Origin of the sequence: Kitasatospora sp. NPDC094028 (genome assembly GCF_049543595.1) — a bacterium.
GTDB lineage: Bacteria > Actinomycetota > Actinomycetes > Streptomycetales > Streptomycetaceae > Kitasatospora.
This window is the reverse complement of the sequence record NZ_JBMVFA010000038.1, coordinates 46,030-63,948: the sequence shown is the minus strand read 5'-3', so window position 1 is coordinate 63,948 and position 17,919 is coordinate 46,030. Positions and strand designations below refer to the sequence as shown.

At 71.0% G+C, this 17,919-nt stretch carries 20 protein-coding genes; 9 read left to right on the top strand and 11 right to left on the bottom strand.

The window, feature by feature from the left end:
- Positions 1 to 210 precede the first annotated feature (210 nt).
- Positions 211 to 543, bottom strand: coding sequence for a DUF1330 domain-containing protein (locus tag ACPC54_RS35725; protein WP_498970780.1), 333 nt, complete (start codon positions 541 to 543; stop codon positions 211 to 213).
- A gap of 1,105 nt (positions 544 to 1,648) precedes the next feature.
- Positions 1,649 to 2,302 carry a hypothetical protein gene (locus tag ACPC54_RS35720; RefSeq protein WP_498970778.1) on the bottom strand — a complete coding sequence of 218 codons (654 nt, stop codon included), beginning with the start codon at positions 2,300 to 2,302 and terminating at the stop codon, positions 1,649 to 1,651.
- A gap of 438 nt (positions 2,303 to 2,740) precedes the next feature.
- Here ACPC54_RS35720 and ACPC54_RS35715 point away from each other — a divergent pair, with 438 nt between their 5' ends.
- Positions 2,741 to 3,337 (top strand): XRE family transcriptional regulator, encoded by a 597-nt coding sequence (locus tag ACPC54_RS35715; RefSeq protein WP_498970776.1) that lies wholly within the window; start codon positions 2,741 to 2,743, stop codon positions 3,335 to 3,337.
- 165 nt (positions 3,338 to 3,502) lie between these two features.
- Here the strand turns inward: ACPC54_RS35715 and ACPC54_RS35710 are convergent, their stop codons facing one another.
- Positions 3,503 to 3,580 carry a hypothetical protein gene (locus ACPC54_RS35710; RefSeq protein WP_464336931.1) on the bottom strand — a complete coding sequence of 26 codons (78 nt, stop codon included), beginning with the start codon at positions 3,578 to 3,580 and terminating at the stop codon, positions 3,503 to 3,505.
- 462 nt (positions 3,581 to 4,042) lie between these two features.
- Here ACPC54_RS35710 and ACPC54_RS35705 point away from each other — a divergent pair, with 462 nt between their 5' ends.
- The 3 genes from ACPC54_RS35705 (at position 4,043) to ACPC54_RS35695 (ending at position 7,172) form a co-directional block, all read left to right on the top strand.
- Complete coding sequence (locus ACPC54_RS35705) at positions 4,043 to 4,870, top strand: BPL-N domain-containing protein (RefSeq protein ID WP_498970774.1); 828 nt, start codon at positions 4,043 to 4,045, stop codon at positions 4,868 to 4,870.
- A gap of 94 nt (positions 4,871 to 4,964) precedes the next feature.
- Positions 4,965 to 5,723 (top strand): alpha/beta fold hydrolase, encoded by a 759-nt coding sequence (locus ACPC54_RS35700; protein WP_498970772.1) that lies wholly within the window; start codon positions 4,965 to 4,967, stop codon positions 5,721 to 5,723.
- Positions 5,724 to 5,933: 210 nt separating this feature from the next.
- Positions 5,934 to 7,172 (top strand): FAD-dependent monooxygenase, encoded by a 1,239-nt coding sequence (locus tag ACPC54_RS35695; protein WP_498970770.1) that lies wholly within the window; start codon positions 5,934 to 5,936, stop codon positions 7,170 to 7,172.
- 112 nt (positions 7,173 to 7,284) lie between these two features.
- On the opposite strand, the gene ACPC54_RS35690 is transcribed toward ACPC54_RS35695, so the two are convergent.
- Both ACPC54_RS35690 and ACPC54_RS35685 read right to left on the bottom strand, forming a co-directional pair.
- A complete protein-coding gene (locus ACPC54_RS35690) occupies positions 7,285 to 8,502 on the bottom strand; it encodes an arylsulfotransferase family protein (RefSeq protein ID WP_498970768.1) in 1,218 nt (405 codons plus the stop codon).
- 494 nt (positions 8,503 to 8,996) lie between these two features.
- Positions 8,997 to 9,587 (bottom strand): helix-turn-helix domain-containing protein, encoded by a 591-nt coding sequence (locus ACPC54_RS35685; protein ID WP_498970766.1) that lies wholly within the window; start codon positions 9,585 to 9,587, stop codon positions 8,997 to 8,999.
- A 157-nt stretch (positions 9,588 to 9,744) separates the two neighbouring features.
- Between ACPC54_RS35685 and ACPC54_RS35680 the strand changes: the two genes are divergently transcribed.
- Genes ACPC54_RS35680 through ACPC54_RS35670 form a run of 3 tightly spaced genes read left to right on the top strand, consistent with a single transcriptional unit; the run spans position 9,745 to position 12,225 of the window.
- Positions 9,745 to 10,629, top strand: a complete 885-nt coding sequence (locus tag ACPC54_RS35680; protein ID WP_498970764.1) for an ABC transporter substrate-binding protein — start codon at positions 9,745 to 9,747, stop codon at positions 10,627 to 10,629.
- Between the two features lie 41 nt (positions 10,630 to 10,670).
- The gene (locus ACPC54_RS35675; RefSeq protein ID WP_498970762.1) at positions 10,671 to 11,465 is read left to right on the top strand and encodes an amino acid ABC transporter permease; all 795 of its coding nucleotides are present in this window, start codon (positions 10,671 to 10,673) and stop codon (positions 11,463 to 11,465) included.
- The gene (locus ACPC54_RS35670) at positions 11,458 to 12,225 is read left to right on the top strand and encodes an amino acid ABC transporter ATP-binding protein (protein WP_498970760.1); all 768 of its coding nucleotides are present in this window, start codon (positions 11,458 to 11,460) and stop codon (positions 12,223 to 12,225) included. The genes ACPC54_RS35675 and ACPC54_RS35670 overlap by 8 nt, the downstream gene beginning before the upstream one ends.
- Before the next feature lie 75 nt (positions 12,226 to 12,300).
- Here ACPC54_RS35670 and ACPC54_RS35665 read toward each other — a convergent pair whose 3' ends face one another.
- From ACPC54_RS35665 to ACPC54_RS35655, 3 genes are all read right to left on the bottom strand, one after another.
- The gene (locus ACPC54_RS35665) at positions 12,301 to 12,861 is read right to left on the bottom strand and encodes an SMI1/KNR4 family protein (protein ID WP_498970758.1); all 561 of its coding nucleotides are present in this window, start codon (positions 12,859 to 12,861) and stop codon (positions 12,301 to 12,303) included.
- 158 nt (positions 12,862 to 13,019) lie between these two features.
- A complete protein-coding gene (locus tag ACPC54_RS35660; protein WP_498970756.1) occupies positions 13,020 to 13,403 on the bottom strand; it encodes a tyrosinase family oxidase copper chaperone in 384 nt (127 codons plus the stop codon).
- Positions 13,404 to 13,608: 205 nt separating this feature from the next.
- On the bottom strand, positions 13,609 to 13,989 hold the full coding sequence (locus ACPC54_RS35655; RefSeq protein WP_498970755.1) for a DUF3592 domain-containing protein: 381 nt from the start codon (positions 13,987 to 13,989) through the stop codon (positions 13,609 to 13,611).
- 209 nt (positions 13,990 to 14,198) lie between these two features.
- On the opposite strand from ACPC54_RS35655, the gene ACPC54_RS35650 reads away from it, so the two are divergent.
- Positions 14,199 to 14,822 (top strand): XRE family transcriptional regulator, encoded by a 624-nt coding sequence (locus ACPC54_RS35650; RefSeq protein WP_498970753.1) that lies wholly within the window; start codon positions 14,199 to 14,201, stop codon positions 14,820 to 14,822.
- 48 nt (positions 14,823 to 14,870) lie between these two features.
- Here ACPC54_RS35650 and ACPC54_RS35645 read toward each other — a convergent pair whose 3' ends face one another.
- The gene (locus tag ACPC54_RS35645) at positions 14,871 to 15,227 is read right to left on the bottom strand and encodes a winged helix-turn-helix transcriptional regulator (RefSeq protein WP_498970751.1); all 357 of its coding nucleotides are present in this window, start codon (positions 15,225 to 15,227) and stop codon (positions 14,871 to 14,873) included.
- 68 nt (positions 15,228 to 15,295) lie between these two features.
- On the opposite strand from ACPC54_RS35645, the gene ACPC54_RS35640 reads away from it, so the two are divergent.
- Positions 15,296 to 15,856: a carboxymuconolactone decarboxylase family protein gene (locus ACPC54_RS35640; RefSeq protein WP_498970749.1), complete on the top strand. Its 561-nt coding sequence runs from the start codon at positions 15,296 to 15,298 to the stop codon at positions 15,854 to 15,856.
- A gap of 69 nt (positions 15,857 to 15,925) precedes the next feature.
- Here ACPC54_RS35640 and ACPC54_RS35635 read toward each other — a convergent pair whose 3' ends face one another.
- Complete coding sequence (locus ACPC54_RS35635; RefSeq protein WP_498970747.1) at positions 15,926 to 16,867, bottom strand: TIGR01777 family oxidoreductase; 942 nt, start codon at positions 16,865 to 16,867, stop codon at positions 15,926 to 15,928.
- Between the two features lie 251 nt (positions 16,868 to 17,118).
- Entirely contained in the window at positions 17,119 to 17,676 is a 558-nt protein-coding gene (locus ACPC54_RS35630; protein ID WP_498970745.1) for a GNAT family N-acetyltransferase, read from the bottom strand.
- Positions 17,677 to 17,919 lie beyond the last annotated feature (243 nt).

The window sequence follows — 17,919 nt, the reverse complement described above, 5'->3', positions numbered from 1 at the left end:
GCGGGCCAGGCAGCCGGGCGGGCGGGAAGGCGGGCCGGGCGGGAAGGCCGGCAGGGCGGGCGGGCCAGGCAGGCGGGCGGGCGGGAAGGCGGGCCGGGCGGGCGGGCCAGCCGGCAGGGCGGGCGGGAAGGCGGGCCGGGCGGGCGGGCCAGCCGGCAGGGCGGGCGGGAAGGCGGGCCGGGCGGGAAGGCGGGCCGTGGCGGGCCGGTGTCAGAGCTTGGCCAGATGATCGGCCGCCCGATAACCGTCCGGCACCCCCTGCGCCAACACGATGTCCGCACGCATGTGCCGGGTACGCAGCGGCGCGATCTCCCGATAAGCGGGCGAGTTCCACCAGGCCAGGGCACTGTCATGGTCCGGGAACTCGATGAGGATCAGTCCCAGCGCACCCCACGAGCCCTCAACCGTGTCCAGACGGTCACCGCCATGGACAAGGAAACGGCCACCAAAAGGATCCAGGGTCTCGTCGATACGCCGCAGATACTCAAGGATCTCGGGACCGGGCGTCACGGCGTGGACCTGAGCGACGGCATAAGCAGTCATCGGGAAACTCCCTGAAAAGTCGTGAGGTGATGTCCCCGACCGTAGAGCGCCCAGGACCGCCACCGAATCCGTCACGCATCGGCAACACATACGTAGACACACACGGGACCCACAACCAGAAGAACCGGCCCCACCACACGAACCGACCACAAACACCCACGCGGGCACGGGCGCACGGGCGCCGGCACCGGCACGGGCGCCGGCACGGGCACGGGCGCCGGCACGGGCACGGGCGCACGGGTGCGGGCACGGGCGCCGGCACGGGCACGGGCACGGGCACGACACCGCGAAGACGCCGGCAGCGCAAACGGGCAACCGGGCAACGCCCCTGCGCACCGGGCAACTGGTCAGCCGGCCTTCAACAGCAGGTCGGCGAGTACCTCCGGCACAGTGACCACGCAGTCATCGCCACCGTGCAACTCCCACCCCTGCGACGCAGCGCCAATGGGCTGCACCACCCGAACCGGGCCGCGCGTGACGTCCCCAACCACGCCGACGACGCAATGGATACGCGTCCGGCAGATCGCGTCAACGACCGGACTGTCCAGCCGGACAGGCCGCAGGAAGCAGGAAGCAGGAAGCAGAGCACCGACTCACCCGACACCACAGTGCGCAGCCACGCGGTGCCTGCCGGGCCGGTCACGCCGAACAGACCCACGGGCGCGGGCATTTCCAGCACCGGCGGGATCCGCCCCGGGGGGCGTCGCAGACGGCCGCTGCGTCGATCAACCACTGGGCCTCGCCCCGTATGACGTCCACCGCGGTCCCACCGTCGGCCGGGACCAACGCATCGACACAGACGAGACACGCGATCCGGCCCCGGACCTCACTGGCCGCGCCGCGCCCGATACGACCATCCCGGCGCAACCGTGCCCGACCGACCAGGACCACGTCGGTGACATCCCAACCGCCCAAGAGCACGACGACATCAGCGATACGGATGTCCAGATCAACATCCGGAGACAGCAGGAACCCCTACTCACCCTCGCCGGCCAGCGAAGGAACAAACACCTGACGCCCAACCCAGGCCAACACCCACCCCCCACCCGCCCCACAGGCAACCCCGGCCAGCGGGCAGGCGGACCGGCGGGGGGCTGGGCGGGGGTCAGCGGGCCCCGGGGCGGGCGGTGGCGGCCCGGGCCGGCGGGGACAGGGCGTCGCCGCCGACTGCGGAGCGGGCCAGGGGCGGGTAACCGTGGGCGGTGAGCACACGGTCGGCGTAACGACGATCCTCCAGCGGGACGCCGTGGCGGCGCAGAAGGTCAAGAAGTTCCGCGAGGCGGGCGGGTTCGGTACCGCGGGGCAGACCGCCCGCGGTGATGGCCAGGACACCGAGGACAGGACCCGGACGGCGGACGGCACGGGGCCGGCGGGCGGCACGGGAGCACTCGGGACGCTCGTGACACTCGGGATGCTCGTGGCCCTCATGACACTCGGAGTGCCCGGAATGCCCGGAGTGGCGGGGGGCCAGGCGCAGGTGCAGGACGAGACGGGTGGCCCCGGACCCGGGATCGGCCCCGGTGTCCATGGCCAGGGAACGCACCCGGTGCCAGGGGTAGCGGCGCGGAACGAACGCCCGTACCACGGTGAGACCGCGCGGGCCGGTGCGCAGCCAGAACCCGAAGGGCACGGGCACCGCGGCGGCCAGGACCACGCCGGCGGAGACCAGGAGAGCGGGGACAGCCCCCAGGCACCCGGCCACACCGGTCCGGGCCAGGACGATGCCCAGGAACAGGGCCAGGACACAGCCGACAGGCACGCCGGCACCCTGCCACAGGAAAGCCAGCGAGACGGCATGACGCCGGGCGGGAGCACGTGGTGCCAACTGCCCCACCGACGCCCCCCTCTTTGCGGTGGCATGCCAGGCGGGGTTCGGCCACTCGGGGCCACCCACCCGGGCGCGATCAACGAGCCCCCACGGACCGGCCCGCCGTCCGCAGTCGGGCCGGTGCGCGATGCGGGACTACGCGACCCGCACGCCACAACCTGACGCGCCATCAGCCGCGTTCGCGCGCTCGTTCGTCCCAGAATGTCAGCCGACACCACAAGGGTCAACTAGCGTGGATCATCGTGGCCTTCGACATCCACACCAGCTGACACGGCTGGGCTATCGTGACGTGACCCGGTCCACCCCGTAGGACCGGAGCACGGCGGCCAGGGGGGCCGAGGGGCCGGAACGGGGCGAGGAAGGTAGCGCATGGCAAAGCCAGGCAAGACGGGGATCCGACCGGTGACGGCACACGAGGACACGACAGCGAGCACGACCGCGCGCACGCACACGACCGCCCAGGCGGGCACGGCCGCACAGACACAAGCCACCCAGACACAGGCGCCGACACAGGCCGCGCAGACGCGGGCCGGTGCGAGCGGCCAGACCGCGGCGCCGGGCCCGCTCGCCACCAGGATCGAAGCACTGTTCCACACCGTCCGCCGCCCCGACCGCGAGCAGTACACCAACGAAGAAGTCGCGCGAGCCTGCCGGGAAGCAACCGGCGAAACCTTCTCCACCACCTACCTGTGGCAACTACGCACCGGACGGCGGGACAACCCGACCAAACGCCACCTCGAAGCACTCGCACAATTCTTCCAAGTACCACCCGCCTACTTCTTCGACGAACACCAAAGCACCGAAATCGCCAACGAACTCGCCCTCCTCGGAGCACTGCGCGACACCGGAATCCACTCACTCGCACTACGAGCCATCGAACTGTCCCCAGAAGGACTCGACACCGTCAACGAACTCATCAAAATCATCGCCAAACACGACACCGCACACCGCAAACCACCACCCTGACCCCCGCGTTGTCGTGGCGGCCGCCGAAGGCACCGGTAGACGCGGCCCGAGGGCCCGGCGGCCGGCCTGGGGCCGGCCCCGGCCCGCGCACGCGCCCGAGCGCCCCGCCGCGACGCGCGGGCGGGGCGTTCGGAACCTGCTCAGGGCCGGCCGTTCAGGGGCGGGTCAGCACTGCGGCCGGCGGCCGTGGTTGGCCCCGCGCCGGGCCCGGGCCTTCTTCTTGCGGCGACGCTTGGACGACATGGCCACTCCTTCCGCGGGACGTGTGAGGGACGCGAAACCCTCGCGACCTCCACCGTTCCACACCCCGGCCCACCCGGCGCGCCGAAGCCGGCCCGCACCCCCACACCACCGCCCGTCACAGTTCGTCGCCGGCCGACCACCTGCCGTGATCCGCTTCGACACGTCCACCATTCGCGCACAAGTCCCCTCCAGGAGTGAGAAGTTCGCTGAGCGACACGGCCCCCGGTGTGCCGAGCCGGACCAGACCGAACCGGCCCCGGGCCCGAGGGGATCCGCGGTCCGTCAAGGCGGGCCCTGCGGACTCACCCGTTCGGGGGGTCGATGTGCGCGCGGGGCATGGCGGGCCGTAGCGTCGTGGCGGCAGACGGGGCGAGAGCGAGGGCGAGCGCGAAGGTGGCAGGGGTGGGCAAGGGCCGGCGACGGGCGGCGGGGGCCCTGACAGTGGCGATGGCGGTACTGGCGATGTCCGCCTGTACGGCCGGCGGGTCGCGCGAGGACGACGGCGGCAGGGCCGCTGCCACCGCGACGGCCACCACGGGTGGCGGCAGTGCGGACACGGTGACCGGCACGCCACCGGCACCCGCCGCGGGCCGCCCGCTGGCGGTGGTCTACCGGGGACCGGCGGCCTGTGACGGCTGCGCGGAGGCCGCCCGGGCCATGCTGGAGCACGAAGGCTACGACGTGCGCTACATCGGAACCCACGAGCAACTGCACTTCGGTCCGGACGCCCTCACCGGAGCCGCACTGTACGTACAACCCGGCGGCACCAACGGGCAGGAAGTAAGCACCGCCTGGCGCCTGCTGCAACACGAAACGGGCTTCACCCCCGACCTCGTACGCGACTTCGTCCGCGCCGGCGGCCACTACCTGGGTCTGTGCATGGGCGGCTACCTCGCCGGCGACCCCGGCTACGACCTCCTACCCGGCGACTCCGGGCAGTACGTCCGCACACCCGGCGCCAGCATCACCGACGAACACGACCACCTCATCGACATCACCTGGCGCGGCCAGAACCGGCGCATGTACTTCCAGGACGGCCCGTACTTCGACGTCCAGGGCCCCGACGTGGACGTCCTCGCCCGCTACACCAACAACCGGGCAGCAGCCGTCGTCACGTCCTACGGCGCAGGCCGCGTCGCAGTCAGCGGCCCCCACCCCGAAGCCCCGTCCGACTGGTACGACGACTACGAACTGGACGACGAATCCACCACCGGCCACATCCTCGGCGCCGACCTCCTCCGCACCCTCAGCCCCACCACCCCCACGCCCCCAACCCGGCCAGCGCCCTGACAACCCTCACGCAACACACCACCCAAGCCGCCACGGAAGCCACCCCTCCGATCTCCTGTTGGCCCACGTCCCCTGGTCCGTCTACGATCCGCCGATGATCATCTCTCACGACGTATCAGGATCCGGCCCCGCCGTCGTGCTGCTCCACTCCTCGGTGTGCGACCGACGAATGTGGGACAGCCAGTGGCAGGCCCTCCTGGAGACCGGCCACAGGGTCGTGCGCTGCGACTTCCGCGGCTTCGGACAGACCCCCCTCGCCGACGCCCCCTACAGCCCCGCCGCCGACGTACTGGAGCTGATGGGCCACCTGGACATCGGCTCCGCCGCGCTGATCGGCGCCTCCTACGGCGGACGCATCGCACTGACCGTCGCCGCACAACGCCCCGAAGCCGTCACCGCACTGGCACTGCTCGGCGCGGGCATGCCCGGCCACCAGCCCAGCGAGACCCTGCGCGCCTTCGGCGCCCGCGAGGACGAACTGATCGAGGCCGGAGACCTGGAAGGCGCCGTCGAACTCAACGTCGACACCTGGCTGGGCCCCGAGGCCGACGAGGCCACCCGCGAAGCAGTACGCCGCATGCAACGCCACAACTTCCAGGTGCAGTGGGACGCTTCCATCGGCCCCATCCCGGAGGAAGTCGACCTCGCCCGCATCACCGCGCCCACCCTGGCCGTCGCCGGTGCCCATGACCTGCCCGACTTCCGGCAGATCGCCGCCGAGCTGCCGCGGTTGCTGGCCGACGCCCGGCACCTGGAACTGCCCTGGGCCGGCCACCTCCCCAACCTCGAACGCCCCGCGCACACCACCGAACTGCTCACCGGCTTCCTGCGCGAGACACTGACGGGCCGCTAGCCCCCGCCCCCGACCCCCTGGTGCACTAGTGCACCAGGGGCGGCACGCCTCACCCCCGGGCCTGCACGAATACCGCCCACCACCCCGCTCCACCCCGCCCCGACCCGGGGCGGCCGGGCCTCGAACCGCCCTAGTGCACTAGTGCGGCAATGTCAAAAAACCGCAGAACAGGGCTTGTTGAAGCCATGCGTACGGCGTACGGTTCGTGGCATGGAAAACACACCGATCCCCCAGGGCACCACCGACATCCTGATCTCCGGTGCCGGCATCGCCGGCCCTGCCCTCGCCTACTGGCTACGCCGGCACGGCTTCAACCCCGTCGTCGTCGAACGCGCCCGCGCCCCGCGCCCCGGCGGCCAGAGCGTGGACCTGCGCGGTGCCGGACGCACCGTCGTCGAACGCATGGGCCTGCTCGAACACGCCCGCGCCCTGGCGGTCGCCGAACGCGGCGTCGCCCTGGTCGACCACCGCGGACGTCGGCGCGCCACCGTCCCCGTCGAACTGTTCGGCGGCGAGGGCATCGTCTCCGAGATCGAGGTCCTGCGCGGCGACCTGGCCGAACTGCTGCGCGAGGCCGCCACCGACGGCGTCGAGTACCTCTGGGACGACACCGTCACCGCCCTCGACCAGGACGAGGACGGCGTCACCGTCCGCTTCGAGAACGCCCCCGCCCGCCGCTTCGCCCTGGTCGTGGGCGCGGACGGACTGCACTCCGCCGTACGGCGCCTGGCCTTCCCCCGCGAACAGGACCACTACCGCCCCTTGGGCGGCTATCACGCCTGGTTCACCGTCCACGACCACGACCTCGCCGCCGAAGCGAACGGCTGGTTCCTCATGTACAACGCCCCCGGCGCCCTGGTCGCCGCCGTCCGCGGCGCCCGCACACCCGGCGAGGTCAAAGCCTCCCTCGGCTTCCGCTCACCGCCCCTGGACCTGGACCGCCGCGACACCGCCGCCCAACGCCGCCTGCTCACCGAGCGCTTCACCGGCGCCGGCTGGCACACCGACCGCCTGCTGGCCGGCATGCGCGAAGCCACCGACTTCTCCTTCGACTCCTTCGGCCAGATCCACCTCGACCACTACACCCACGGACGCATCGCCCTGCTCGGCGACGCTGGCTACAGCCCCAGCCCGCTCACAGGCCTCGGCACCAGCCTCGCCCTCGTCGGCGCCTACCTGCTCGCCGGCGAACTCGCCGCCGCCCACGGCGACTTCCGCCTCGCCTACCCCCGCTACGAACAGCAGATGCGCCCCTACGTCACCCGCGCCCAGCAACTGCCCCCCGGCGGCCTCAAGGGCTACGCCCCCCACAGCGCCACCATGATCGGCCTGCGCGCCGCCACCACCCGCTGGATGGGCCGCTGGCCCCTGCGCCCCCTGATCGCCGCCCAGTTCGCCAAAGCCGACGACATCGCCCTCCCCCACTACCCCCTGCCCGCCACCACCTGACCCACCCACACCCCCACCCGTGGACCCCGCACCCCGACCGCTTCGGCCCGCCCACCCGACAGTGGCCCCCACCCGCACATCCGATGGCCGGGCCGACGACGCCCCGAGACGGCTACTTCCAGTCGAACCGGTAGGCCCGGTAGCTGTTCACCCCCGCGGGGAACCGAGCGTCGAACAGCAGCTCGCCGGAGCGGCTGAACTCGGAGACGTAGGGCAGCGATCCCCAGCCGACGACGAGGTCACCGTTGCGCAGCGTCTGCGCGTTGCCCTGCGAGGAGGCGCTGAGCTTGGTGGGCTGATCGGCGGAGCTCACCAGGGTCGCCTCGTGCGTCCTGAAGTCCAGGCGCACGGTGACCACACGGCTGTACGGCAGTTCGGAGACCGTTCCGGATCCGGTGTTCGCCCTGCCCGCGGCTTCGTTGTCGAAGAAGGTGTACAGGCCGTTCCCGAGCGGCTGCGGGTCGTGCTGCCAGGCGAAGATCTTTCCGTCACTGTTCAGCACCTGACCCGGTGCGGCGGTCAGCTTGAACGAGCTGGCCTTGCCACCGAGTTGCCAGAGGATCTGGCCGGTGTGCCGCGACACCTCGTACGTGGTCCACGTGTTGCGTGCGTCGATGAGCAACTTCCCCTCGCCGTCCGGCTTGACGGCGTTGATGTGGAACCAGTCCCACGGCGTGCTCGCCGAGGAGGGCAGCGGCTGCTCGCTCTGCGTGTACGGCACGTGGTCGGCGCTGTTCCACTCGAACAGGACCTTGCCCGTACGGATGTCGACCTCCTGCACGATCCCGTTGATCACCTTCTGGTTCGCGGGGCCGCCGATGGAGGTGAGGTCGGCGGTGGATTCGGTGTAGGCGAGGATGAGCGCGGTGTTGCGGGGCGTGATCAGGAACTCGTGGCCGTCTGCGGAGTAGCCGTTCCCGGCCCTGACCTCGCCGATCTTCCGGTACTGGTCGTCGTAGATGTAGTTGACGCCCTTGGCGAGCCCGCCGAGGCCGGTCCCCTGCCACCAGGTCAGCACGGGCTTGCCCCGGTAGGTCTGCTTCCGGAAGTCGGCGGCCTCCTGGCCGGCCGGAACCGCGTGCGACCAGACGACCTGCTTGCCGTCGGGACTCAGGATCTCGACGCCGTTGGCGTACTGGCCGGTGGCCGAGTTCGGTGAGACGAAGATGTCCCCGCCGCCGGCCCCCGGCTTGTCGGTGAGGACGGTCACCGGCGGCAGCGGCGGGCTGCCCGGTGCCGCCGCCGTTGCGCCGCTCACCGGCAGCGTGCCGGCGATTGCGGCGATGACCGTGACGGTCAGCGATCGAAGGGTCCAGATGCTCTTGCGCATGGCGATCCTCACATGAAATCCGAAGCAGATCAGGGCTGTTGATGGAGAGGAACAGGTCGCGGGGGCGACGACGGGCGGAGGCGGGCGGAGGCGGGCGGAGCCAGGTCGTCGGCTTCGACGGCCACGGCATCTCCTCGGCAGGACGACCCCGCACGCCCGCAGGAAGGACAGGAACGACCTCAACTACCGCCGGCTGAGGGCAGGTTGGAGTTGCGCCCGAATGTCACCGAGGGGCCGTCGAGGGCGGCACCGCCGGCGGCCGGCGGCCGGCACGTGCGCACGCGTCGCCAACCGCCAGGCCGGTCGGTCGGACGAAGCAGGGCCCTCGGCCGAGGGAGACGCTCAGCAGGAACGACAGGCAGCGGAACAGACCCGCAGAAGGTCGATGTGACCGCGAGTCGTCAGGGCGATGGGGCGCTGCTGCATGCCGTGGAAGCTAGCCGGACTCCACCGCCGGCGTCAACGCGCTCCACGTTCGCGCGTCCGGCGGCGGCTCACGCATGACATCCCGGCGCAACGACGAGCAACGTTCGCGCCTCACCACCGGCCGGGCGGCAGCGGTGCGGGATGTCGCCCCGGTGGTACGCGCTCTGCCCCTGCTGTACCAACACCGGCCGCTCGCCCCGCAGTTCGAGGATGACCTCACCCTCCAGAACGTAGAGGAAGTCCTCGCCCGGGTGCTCGAACCACCCGCATTCGGGCTCGCCGGGAACGAAGTGTCGCCGGTAGACCTCCATGGCGCCGCCCCGGCCGCCGGGGACCAGCACCTCCACCGCCCGACCACCGCTCCCGGTGACGCGGACGAACCGCGGATCGCACTCGTGCGCGACCCGACCTGATCCGGACCGTGGCCGCAGGAACGCACCCGGAGCACAGTCCAGGGACTCCGCGATCCGGTAGATCGAGCCCAGACTCGGCGCGGCGAGGCCCCGCTCCAGCTGGCTGAGGAACGGCTGGGACAACCCGGCGGCCTCGGCCAGGTCCACCATCCGGATCCCGAGGGCTCTGCGCCGCCGGCGGATCGCGGCGCCCACGGCCGCCGCCTCGGGCGACGGTCCTGCCTCGCTCGGGCCCGGCGTTGCCATGCCCGCCAGTATCGCAGCCGGATACCGGCCCCCGGGAGGTTTCATGCCGGTGCAACTCCACGGCAATGATCACGAGCGCATATTGATGTGGTCAATATTCCGCTGCCACCCCTCTCCACCACCAACCTCCCGTCACCACCGCCTGTTTGGAGCCTCCATGCGCCCGCGTCGGGTCCTCGTCACCGCCCTTGCCGCCCTCGTCTGCCTCGCGCCGCTCACCGCGTGCGGCAGCACGTCGTCGGGGACCGCCTCCGCCGACAACCCCTACCAGCTCGCCGAGCCGGGGACGATCCACGTCGGCACGCTCTCCGACGCTCCCCCGAACGTCTATCTCAAGGACGGCAAGTTCACCGGCTTCGACAACGACCTGTTCACCGCCGTCGCCGCCAAGGCCGGCCTCAAGGCGCAGTTCGCCTCGACCGACTTCTCGGCCCTGCTGTCCCAGGTCGCCAACCGCAAGTTCGACGTGGGCAGTTCGTCCATCACCGTCACCGAAGCCCGCAAGAAGACGGTCGCCTTCACCAACGGGTACGACTTCGGCTACTTCGGGCTCGACGTCCCCGCCGGCTCGCCCGTCACCGGCTTCGACCAGCTGACCGGCAAGCGGGTCGTGGTCGTGCAGGGAACCGTCCAGGACGACTACGCCACCAAGCACAACCTCAACCCCGTACGGGTCCCCGACTACAACGGCGCGCTCAACCAGCTCAAGACCGGAACCGCCGAGGCCTGGATCTCACCGGCCGAGATCGGCGAGAAGAGCGCCAACGACAGCGGCGGCAAGGTGGTCCTCGTCCAGAAGCAGCTCAGCCCCGCGCCGACCGCCTTCGCCGTCGCACAGGACCACCCCCAGCTGCTCGCCGCACTGAACAAGGCCCTCGACGAGGTGATCAAGGACGGCACCTGGACCCGCCTCCAGGAGCAGTACTACCCGGGCCGGCCCGTGCCGGACGGTTTCAAGCCCGGCAGCGGAACCGTCGACTACCCGCCGGTGACGGCCACGAGCGCCCCGTCGCAGACGGCCGGCGCGTCGGCGACGCCCTGACCTTGTGACCGTTCCCGTAACAGACCGGACAGGAGACCGACGTGGACCAGCTGGGCACGCTGGCGAAGACGTTCTTCGACTGGGAATCGATGCGTGCGGCGATCCCCGACCTGCTCACGACCGGCGTGCCCAACACGCTGATCCTCTCGGTGACATCGGCCGTCATCGGCACGCTGCTGGGCCTGCCACTGGCCGTGGCCGGGATCTCCAGGGCCCGCTGGCTGCGGTGGCCGGCCCGCCTCTACACCGATGTGTTCCGCGGCCTCCCCGCCGCGGTGACCATCCTGCTGATCGGCGTGGGGCTGGCCCCGCAGGGGCTGACGATCTGGGGGCCGAACCCCTTCCCGCTGGGGATCCTCGCGCTCTCACTGATCGCCGCCGCCTACTTCGGTGAGATCTTCCGCTCGGGCATCCAGAGCGTGGAGGCCGGCCAGCTGGAAGCCGCACGCGCCCTCGGCTTCCCGTACGCCTCCGCCATGCGGCTGATCATCGTCCCCCTCGGCATCAGACGCGTCCTGCCGGCCTGGGTCAACCAGCTCATCGCGCTGATCAAGGACTCCAGCCTGATCTACTTCCTCGGGCTCACCGCCGAACAACGCGACCTGTTCCGCATCGGCCAGGACTCCGCCGCCACCACCGGCAACGAGTCCGCGCTGGTCATCGCCGGCCTGTTCTACCTCCTGCTCACCGTGCCGCTGACACACCTGGTCAACATCATCGACCGGCGCCTACGACGCGGCCCCAGAACCGTCGAGAGGACAACCGGCGCGCCCCTGCCCGAGCCGCTGCCGAAGAGCGCGCCCGACACCGTGCCCGAAGGAGCGACCCGTGCCTGACGAGCACCCCACCCCCACCACCACCAGCGCGTTCTCCCCCGTCAGCCTGGCGACCCGCGACCTCCACCTGACCCTGGGCGGCAACCCCGTTCTGCGCGGCGTGGACCTGGACGTCCCACGGGGGCACACGCTCTGCGTGATCGGACCGTCCGGCTCCGGCAAGTCCACGCTGCTACGGACGATCAACCGACTGGTCGAACCCGATCGCGGCGACATCCTCCTGGACGGCGAGAGCGTGCTACGACGCGACCCCGACCTCCTGCGCCGGCAAGTCGGCATGGTGTTCCAGCACTTCAACCTCTTCCCGCACATGAGCATCCTGCGCAACATCACGCTCCCCCTGCGCAAACTGAAACGCCTCTCCCCCCAGGAGGCAACCGAGACCGCCCACCGACAACTCGACCTGGTCGGGCTCCGACACAAAGCCGACGCACGCCCGGAACAGCTCTCGGGCGGGCAACAACAACGAGCCGCGATCGCCCGCGCCCTGGCGATGGCACCCCAGATCATGCTCTTCGACGAGGCCACCTCCGCACTCGACCCGGAACTGGTCAACGGCGTCCTGGCGTTGATGGCCGACCTCGGCCACGCGGGCATGACCATGGTGGTGGTCACCCACGAAATAGGCTTCGCCCGCGAGGCCGCCGACACCATCGCCTTCATGGACAACGGCATCATCGTCGAATCCGGCCCACCCGAAGCCCTCCTCGACACACCAGCCAGCCCACGGCTGCGAACGTTCCTCTCCAACGTCCTCTGAACACAACGAGCCCCCACCGAAAGCAACCCGCCGGCTGACCACTCGACGAGGACCAGAGCCCAAGTTGACGCTCGGTCAGAGATGAGGCCAGGGGTTGATGCCCGCCTCCTCAAGGCGTCGTTCCTCCCGCCAGTTCAGGAAGACCGGCTGGTCGGGGGAGAACATGCCCATAGGTTGAGGACTGATCTCGCCGGTCAGGAACCCGACGAGGAAGTCGACCATGCCGCAGTCGTAATCGACCCAGTCACCATCGCGGGTGAGTACGAGGGTGGTCCACCTGTCGGGATCCGGATCCGTGGTGTCCCAGAACGCCTGGTTGGCGCTGCAGTCCACCGCCCACGAGATCCTCCCCTTCAGGTGTGGGCCGTCCGTGGGGTCCAGATCGAGCAGCTCGTACCCGCACTCGACCAACTCCTCAAAGTGCAGGGGGCCGCGAGAACCCCGTGCGACCTCCAGTGGCAGCCCTATGGAGAACGAGCGATTGATCGACCCACCACCGTAGACGGCGACGAAGTCTCGGTAGTCCGCCGGAAACGGAGTGCCCCACCTGCGGGCCGCCTCGTCCCAGTCGATGGGATCGCCGGCTCCAGGGTGCTGCGGCAGAATCCCGGTCAGTCGGGCAACACTCGGGTGCATCAGTAGCGCCTCCCAGAGAGCTCGGGCAGATATGTCGTGCCGTACCAGGAGGACCTGGGCGCCGCGCTTCCCGACTGTGCCGGGCGGCTGAACCGTCGGCAGCTACCAGCGGGCGCCGCCCCCGGCGCGCCGGGGGCGGCGCCCGCCGTGCAAGAGGGTCAGTCCGTGCAGGGTGTCGGGTTGAGGCCCGCGCCGTGCAGGCTGTCGACGGCGGCCTCAGCGGTGGCGCGCAGCGTCGGGAAGCTCTGGTAGGCGTTCACGAGACTGTAGTAGCCGCCGCCGGCCAGGCGGTGCACCGACAGCGCGACGCCGTCGATGAGGACGTGGTCACACAACGAGGACTCGCCGTCGTCGGCGGTGATCAAGATCGTCCGGTCCTTGTATACCTCGGAGAACACCGAGGACTGGTCGCAGGAGTCCGCGCACACCGTCGAGGCGACGGGCGCGCCCTGCGGCACGGCGGCCACGGCCGGGCCCGCCACGGCGGCTCCGGTCAAGGTCAGCAGCGCGACAGCTAATCCCCTGGTCATTCGGGTGGTCATAGTCCCCTCCAATGAAGCGGCGCCGGATGTTCAGCGCACGATGCAGTCAACACCCTACTGACAGCGTTTAATCCGAGACAACGGCATATCGTCAGGGCACTGATCTTCTGACCGACCGCAAGTCCGGGCACGTCATCAACGGCTTGTCCGCTGCGACCGACCGGCCGAACCGGGGGAAGACGGCAACCAGGAGGACGGAGCGGTGTCAGCCGAACAGGACGAGAGCGGCAACGGCCAGAAAGACCGTCGCGAGCATGACGCCGCCCATGAAGTCCCAGCGGCCGCGGCCTTCCAGGGCTGCCCGCCGCGGATGCTCGGGGTCGTAGCGGACGGGGTAGCACAGACCGACCCGCACGGCCTGCTCGCTGGTGGGCGTGGAGGTCGTGAACGTGTATTCCCGGCCCCTGTGGGAGTAGGCGATCGTCGAGACGTCCATGTTGTCCTCGATGTACTGGCTCGTACACGTGCCCTCGACAACCACGCCCCGCCGGTACAGGACCTTCCGTCTGCTGAACTCCCGGCCGGCGAGCGCGAGAAAGAGGAGTGCCACCCCCGCGAGGAGTGCGGCGGCCGACCGTGCATCCATGGCGCCCCCCGGCTCCGCGGCCGCGCCCACCTCGGCCCCGGAACCGCACAGCCGACGATAATGATCAACAGGCGTCGCCCGCAAGGCTTCGCCCGTCCTCGGGCCTGGCCGGTGAACTCGTCAGCGACCGCCGGGAAGCCGGTGACGCATCGGACGACGTCCGCCCGGTCGCGGGAGATCGCTCTGTCGGCCGGTGGGAGAGTGAGGCCATGGAGACTGCCAACCGCGCGCTGACGACGGACGTGATCGCGGCACTGACGTACTGGCCCGGCGTCATTTGGGTGGGCCAGAAGAATCCTCCGGACCCGGTGGACATCACTGTCCTGGCGCCCTTCTTCAACGAGGTGCTGCAGGACCTCCCGTGGTGGAACCGCGACTGGAAGGTCGACCGCGTCGAGCCGGGAACCCCCGTGGAGACCGGGAATCACCGCTGCGATCCCGCCGAGCGGTTCGTCGAGGTGTCGATCCCGGGAACGGTCGCCTCCGGCAACGGCGAGCGCCTGCCGTTCGTCGCGAAGGTCGGGTTCACGGGCGACCGGCTGATCCGCTTCCAGGCCAAGATCGGTGACGTCGTCATCGGCCCGGCCGTTGCCCCTGTCGGGCGGTCGGAGCCGCATCCGTTCGGACGGATGCTCACCGGACTGATGGACCTGCGCGGAATCCCGGTCAGGGACATGGCCAGGACCGCCGGGCTGTCGATGTCCACCATCCACATGCTCCGCGGCGGAGACAACCCGGAGCCGCTGCACGCCCGCCTCATCGCCCCGGTCCTGGACATGTCCGAAGCGGACATCAGGGTCATCGCCGGACTCGACGACGACAGGACGCAGTGACCGACAGCCGGTGACCGGCTCGGCGGTCACGTGGGCACGTGGTCACGGCTACGGCGATCCGGTGCCCGGGTCGGCGTCGGTCTCGCGTGCCCATCGCCGGCTCCAGGCGTTCAGCGGGCCGAGCGCGTCGACGAGGTCGAGGCCGAGTCGGGTGAGGTGGTAGCCGTCGTCGTGCAGGGCGAGCAGGCGGGCGTCGGTCAGTTCGCCGAGCCGGGTGGTGAGCACGCTGGAGGACATGCGCTCGCAGCGGCGCTGCAACTCGCGGAAGCCCGCCGGGGCCTGGTTCAGCTCCCACAGGATGCGCAGGGTCCAGCGCCGCCCGAGCAGGTCGAGTGCGGCCATGACCGGGCGGCCCGACTCGGAGCCCCGCACGGGTACGCCGGGCTGTGGCGTTCTGGCGTTCATGTCCACTCCTTGCGCTTCGCTTCTCGAAGCAGCATAGTGCTTCTAAAAGAGAAGCAAGGGAGAGGCACATGCCGCGCATCGCCCCGCTCGAACCGCCGTACTCCGCAGAGATCGACCACGCGCTCCGCCGGTGGATGCCGCCCGGCGTGACGCACGAGCCCATCGCGCTGTTCCGGGTGCTGCACCGGCACCCGGAACTGGCCTCCCGGATGTTCGCCCTGGGCGCCGGACTGCTGGGCCACGGGCTCCTCCCCGACCCGGATCGCGAGATCGTCATCGCCCGGGCGACCGCCCGCGCCGGCTGCTCCTACGAATGGGGGGTGCACGCCGCGGCCTTCTCCGAGCAGGCCGGGCTCAGCGCCGAGCAGCTCCGCGCGACCGCCGACGCCGACCCCACGGCCGGTGCCCGCTGGCTGCCGCGGCATGCGGCGCTGCTCCACGCGGTCGACGAGTTGCACGAGACCGCCCACCTCTCGCCCGCGGCGTGGAGCGCCCTGTCCGACCACTACGAGGAGGCCCAGCTGCTGGAGTTCCTCGTGCTGGCCGGCTGGTACCGGACCATCAGCTACCTGGCCAACGGACTCGTCCTGGACGAGGAACCGTGGGCGGCCCCGTTCCCGGCCCGCTGAGCTCGCCCGGGCCGGGAACGGGGCCAACGCGGCGCCGGCCAACGCGGCGCGGGCCAACGCGGCGCCGGCCTACGCGGCGCGGATGCGTCGGACCAGGTCAGCGGCCGCTTCGGGCCAGCGGGCGTGCTCGAAGGCGAAGCCCGCGTCCAGGAGCCGGCCGGGAACGACCCGGCGGCTCTTGAGCAGCAGCTCGGTGTCCGAGCGCAGGGCGAACGCGCCGAGCTCGGCCATCCACCGGGTCGCCGGCAGACCCACCGGCACGCCCCACGCCGCCCGGATCGCCCGCATGAAGTCCCGGTACGGCAGCGGTTCGGGGGCCGTGATGTTGACCGGACCGTCCAGATCCTCCCGGACGGTCAGGAAGTCCAGGCAGCGCACGAGGTCACGCCCGTGGATCCAGGACACGTACTGGCCGCCGCCCGCCACCGGTCCCCCCAGCCCCAGCCGCGCCATCCGCAGCATCAGGTCGAAGGCGCCGCCGCGGCCGGGGCTCATCACCATCGCGGTGCGCAGCGCCACCTTGCGCGTGTGCGGGGTGGCGGCCTGCTCCTGTGCCCGCTCCCAGGCCTTGGCGATCTCGACGCTGTAGGCCCAGTACCGCGGGACGTCCGGCTCGGCGCCGCCCAGCAGGCCGTCGGCCTCGTCGTTGGGCGCGTCGACGGTGTGGGCGTAGATGGTGGCGGTGCTCATCTGGAGCCAGAGCCGGGGCGGGCGCGCCGCGGCCGCGATCGCCTCGCCCACGGCCCGGGTGGAGTCCACGCGCGAGTCCATCATCGACCGCAGGTTCGCCGCCGTGTAGCGGCAGTCGACGCTGCGCCCGGCGAGGTTGACCACCACGTCACTGCCGTCGATGGTCTCCGCCCAGGAACCCAGGCTCCGCCCGTCCCAGTGGACCCGCCGTCCGCCGCCCGGGCCCCTGGTCAGCACGGTGACCTCGTGACCGGCCGCGCTCCACTCGTGTTCCAGGAGCCTGCCCACGTGCCCGGTACCTCCGGGCAGCACGATCTTCACCGGAATCCCCCCTCGATGTCGCTCGGGGCGAGTCTAGCCGCAATGTGAACGTGTTCAAAAGTGTGGGCTCGTGGTGCCACGCGGGCCCTCCTGAAGCCCCGCGGAGCTGTGCCGGCCGCCTTGGGGTTCATCGTGAGGAGTGTGCAGTCCTCCGGCGGGATCAGCCGTGGAACGGGGCCGCGCAACCTACCGCACGGCGCAACGGCCCACGCTGCGAGCAGGGCCCGTCCGCGCAGCCCGGTACCGGCCGGTCAGCGCTTCAAGTCGCGGGCGAGGGCGGCATAGACGTATTCGCTGCCCCACTGGTCGCCGTTCAGGTCGTTCTCGACCAGGTGGGCCTCGCGGCGCATGCCGAGGCGCTCGCACACCCTGGCCGATCCGGTGTTCTCCACGTCGAGGCGGGCGAAGAGGCGGTGGACGGCCAAGGTGTCGAAGGCCAGTGCCGCCAGGGCCGAGGCCGCCTCCGTCGCGTAGCCGCGGCCTTCGTGGTCGGGGTGCAGCGACCAGCCGATCTCGGCCTGCCGGGCGTGCGCCGACGCGACCTTCAGGACCACTTCTCCGATCACTCCCGGCAGGTCGCGTCGGCAGATCGCCAACGCCAGGACGTCCCCGTCGTCGCCCCAGGAGGTGCAGGCCGCCCGTCGGGCCACCAGGTCCTCGCACTGCTCGCGCGAATACGGCTTCCGGTAGAGGTAGCGCGCGACCGACTCCAGCCGCTGGTACGCGAACAGGTCCTCCGTGTCCCCTGCCGCGAACGGGCGCAGCACCAGCCGACCGGTGGTCACCGGCACCAACGGGACGATGTCCATGCGCTCTCCCCAGGGCGTCAGCCGCAGCGCACCCCGGTACGGTTCGGGCAGCGCCCGGACACACCACCACCCGCCGCCCCGCCCGCGCAACCGCATTCCTCGGCCCCGGGCGCTACGAGACCCTCCTCCACCCGGGCGACCTGGACGGGCGCCCCCTGCTCACCTTCACCGCCCCCTGGACCCTCGCCGAAGCGGCGCCCCGCCTGAACCCGCCCGCCCCCGCCTACCTCGGCACCATCGCCA

Coding starts and splice junctions, on each gene's coding strand:
- ACPC54_RS35725 (WP_498970780.1), bottom strand. CDS start 543: ATGACTGCTTATGCCGTCGCTCAGGTCCACGCCGTGACGCCCGGTCCC.
- ACPC54_RS35715 (WP_498970776.1), top strand. CDS start 2,741: ATGGCAAAGCCAGGCAAGACGGGGATCCGACCGGTGACGGCACACGAG.
- ACPC54_RS35710 (WP_464336931.1), bottom strand. CDS start 3,580: ATGTCGTCCAAGCGTCGCCGCAAGAAGAAGGCCCGGGCCCGGCGCGGG.
- ACPC54_RS35705 (WP_498970774.1), top strand. CDS start 4,043: ATGTCCGCCTGTACGGCCGGCGGGTCGCGCGAGGACGACGGCGGCAGG.
- ACPC54_RS35700 (WP_498970772.1), top strand. CDS start 4,965: ATGATCATCTCTCACGACGTATCAGGATCCGGCCCCGCCGTCGTGCTG.
- ACPC54_RS35695 (WP_498970770.1), top strand. CDS start 5,934: ATGGAAAACACACCGATCCCCCAGGGCACCACCGACATCCTGATCTCC.
- ACPC54_RS35690 (WP_498970768.1), bottom strand. CDS start 8,502: ATGCGCAAGAGCATCTGGACCCTTCGATCGCTGACCGTCACGGTCATC.
- ACPC54_RS35685 (WP_498970766.1), bottom strand. CDS start 9,587: ATGGCAACGCCGGGCCCGAGCGAGGCAGGACCGTCGCCCGAGGCGGCG.
- ACPC54_RS35680 (WP_498970764.1), top strand. CDS start 9,745: ATGCGCCCGCGTCGGGTCCTCGTCACCGCCCTTGCCGCCCTCGTCTGC.
- ACPC54_RS35665 (WP_498970758.1), bottom strand. CDS start 12,861: ATGCACCCGAGTGTTGCCCGACTGACCGGGATTCTGCCGCAGCACCCT.
- ACPC54_RS35660 (WP_498970756.1), bottom strand. CDS start 13,403: ATGACCACCCGAATGACCAGGGGATTAGCTGTCGCGCTGCTGACCTTG.
- ACPC54_RS35655 (WP_498970755.1), bottom strand. CDS start 13,989: ATGGATGCACGGTCGGCCGCCGCACTCCTCGCGGGGGTGGCACTCCTC.
- ACPC54_RS35650 (WP_498970753.1), top strand. CDS start 14,199: ATGGAGACTGCCAACCGCGCGCTGACGACGGACGTGATCGCGGCACTG.
- ACPC54_RS35645 (WP_498970751.1), bottom strand. CDS start 15,227: ATGAACGCCAGAACGCCACAGCCCGGCGTACCCGTGCGGGGCTCCGAG.
- ACPC54_RS35640 (WP_498970749.1), top strand. CDS start 15,296: ATGCCGCGCATCGCCCCGCTCGAACCGCCGTACTCCGCAGAGATCGAC.
- ACPC54_RS35630 (WP_498970745.1), bottom strand. CDS start 17,676: ATGGACATCGTCCCGTTGGTGCCGGTGACCACCGGTCGGCTGGTGCTG.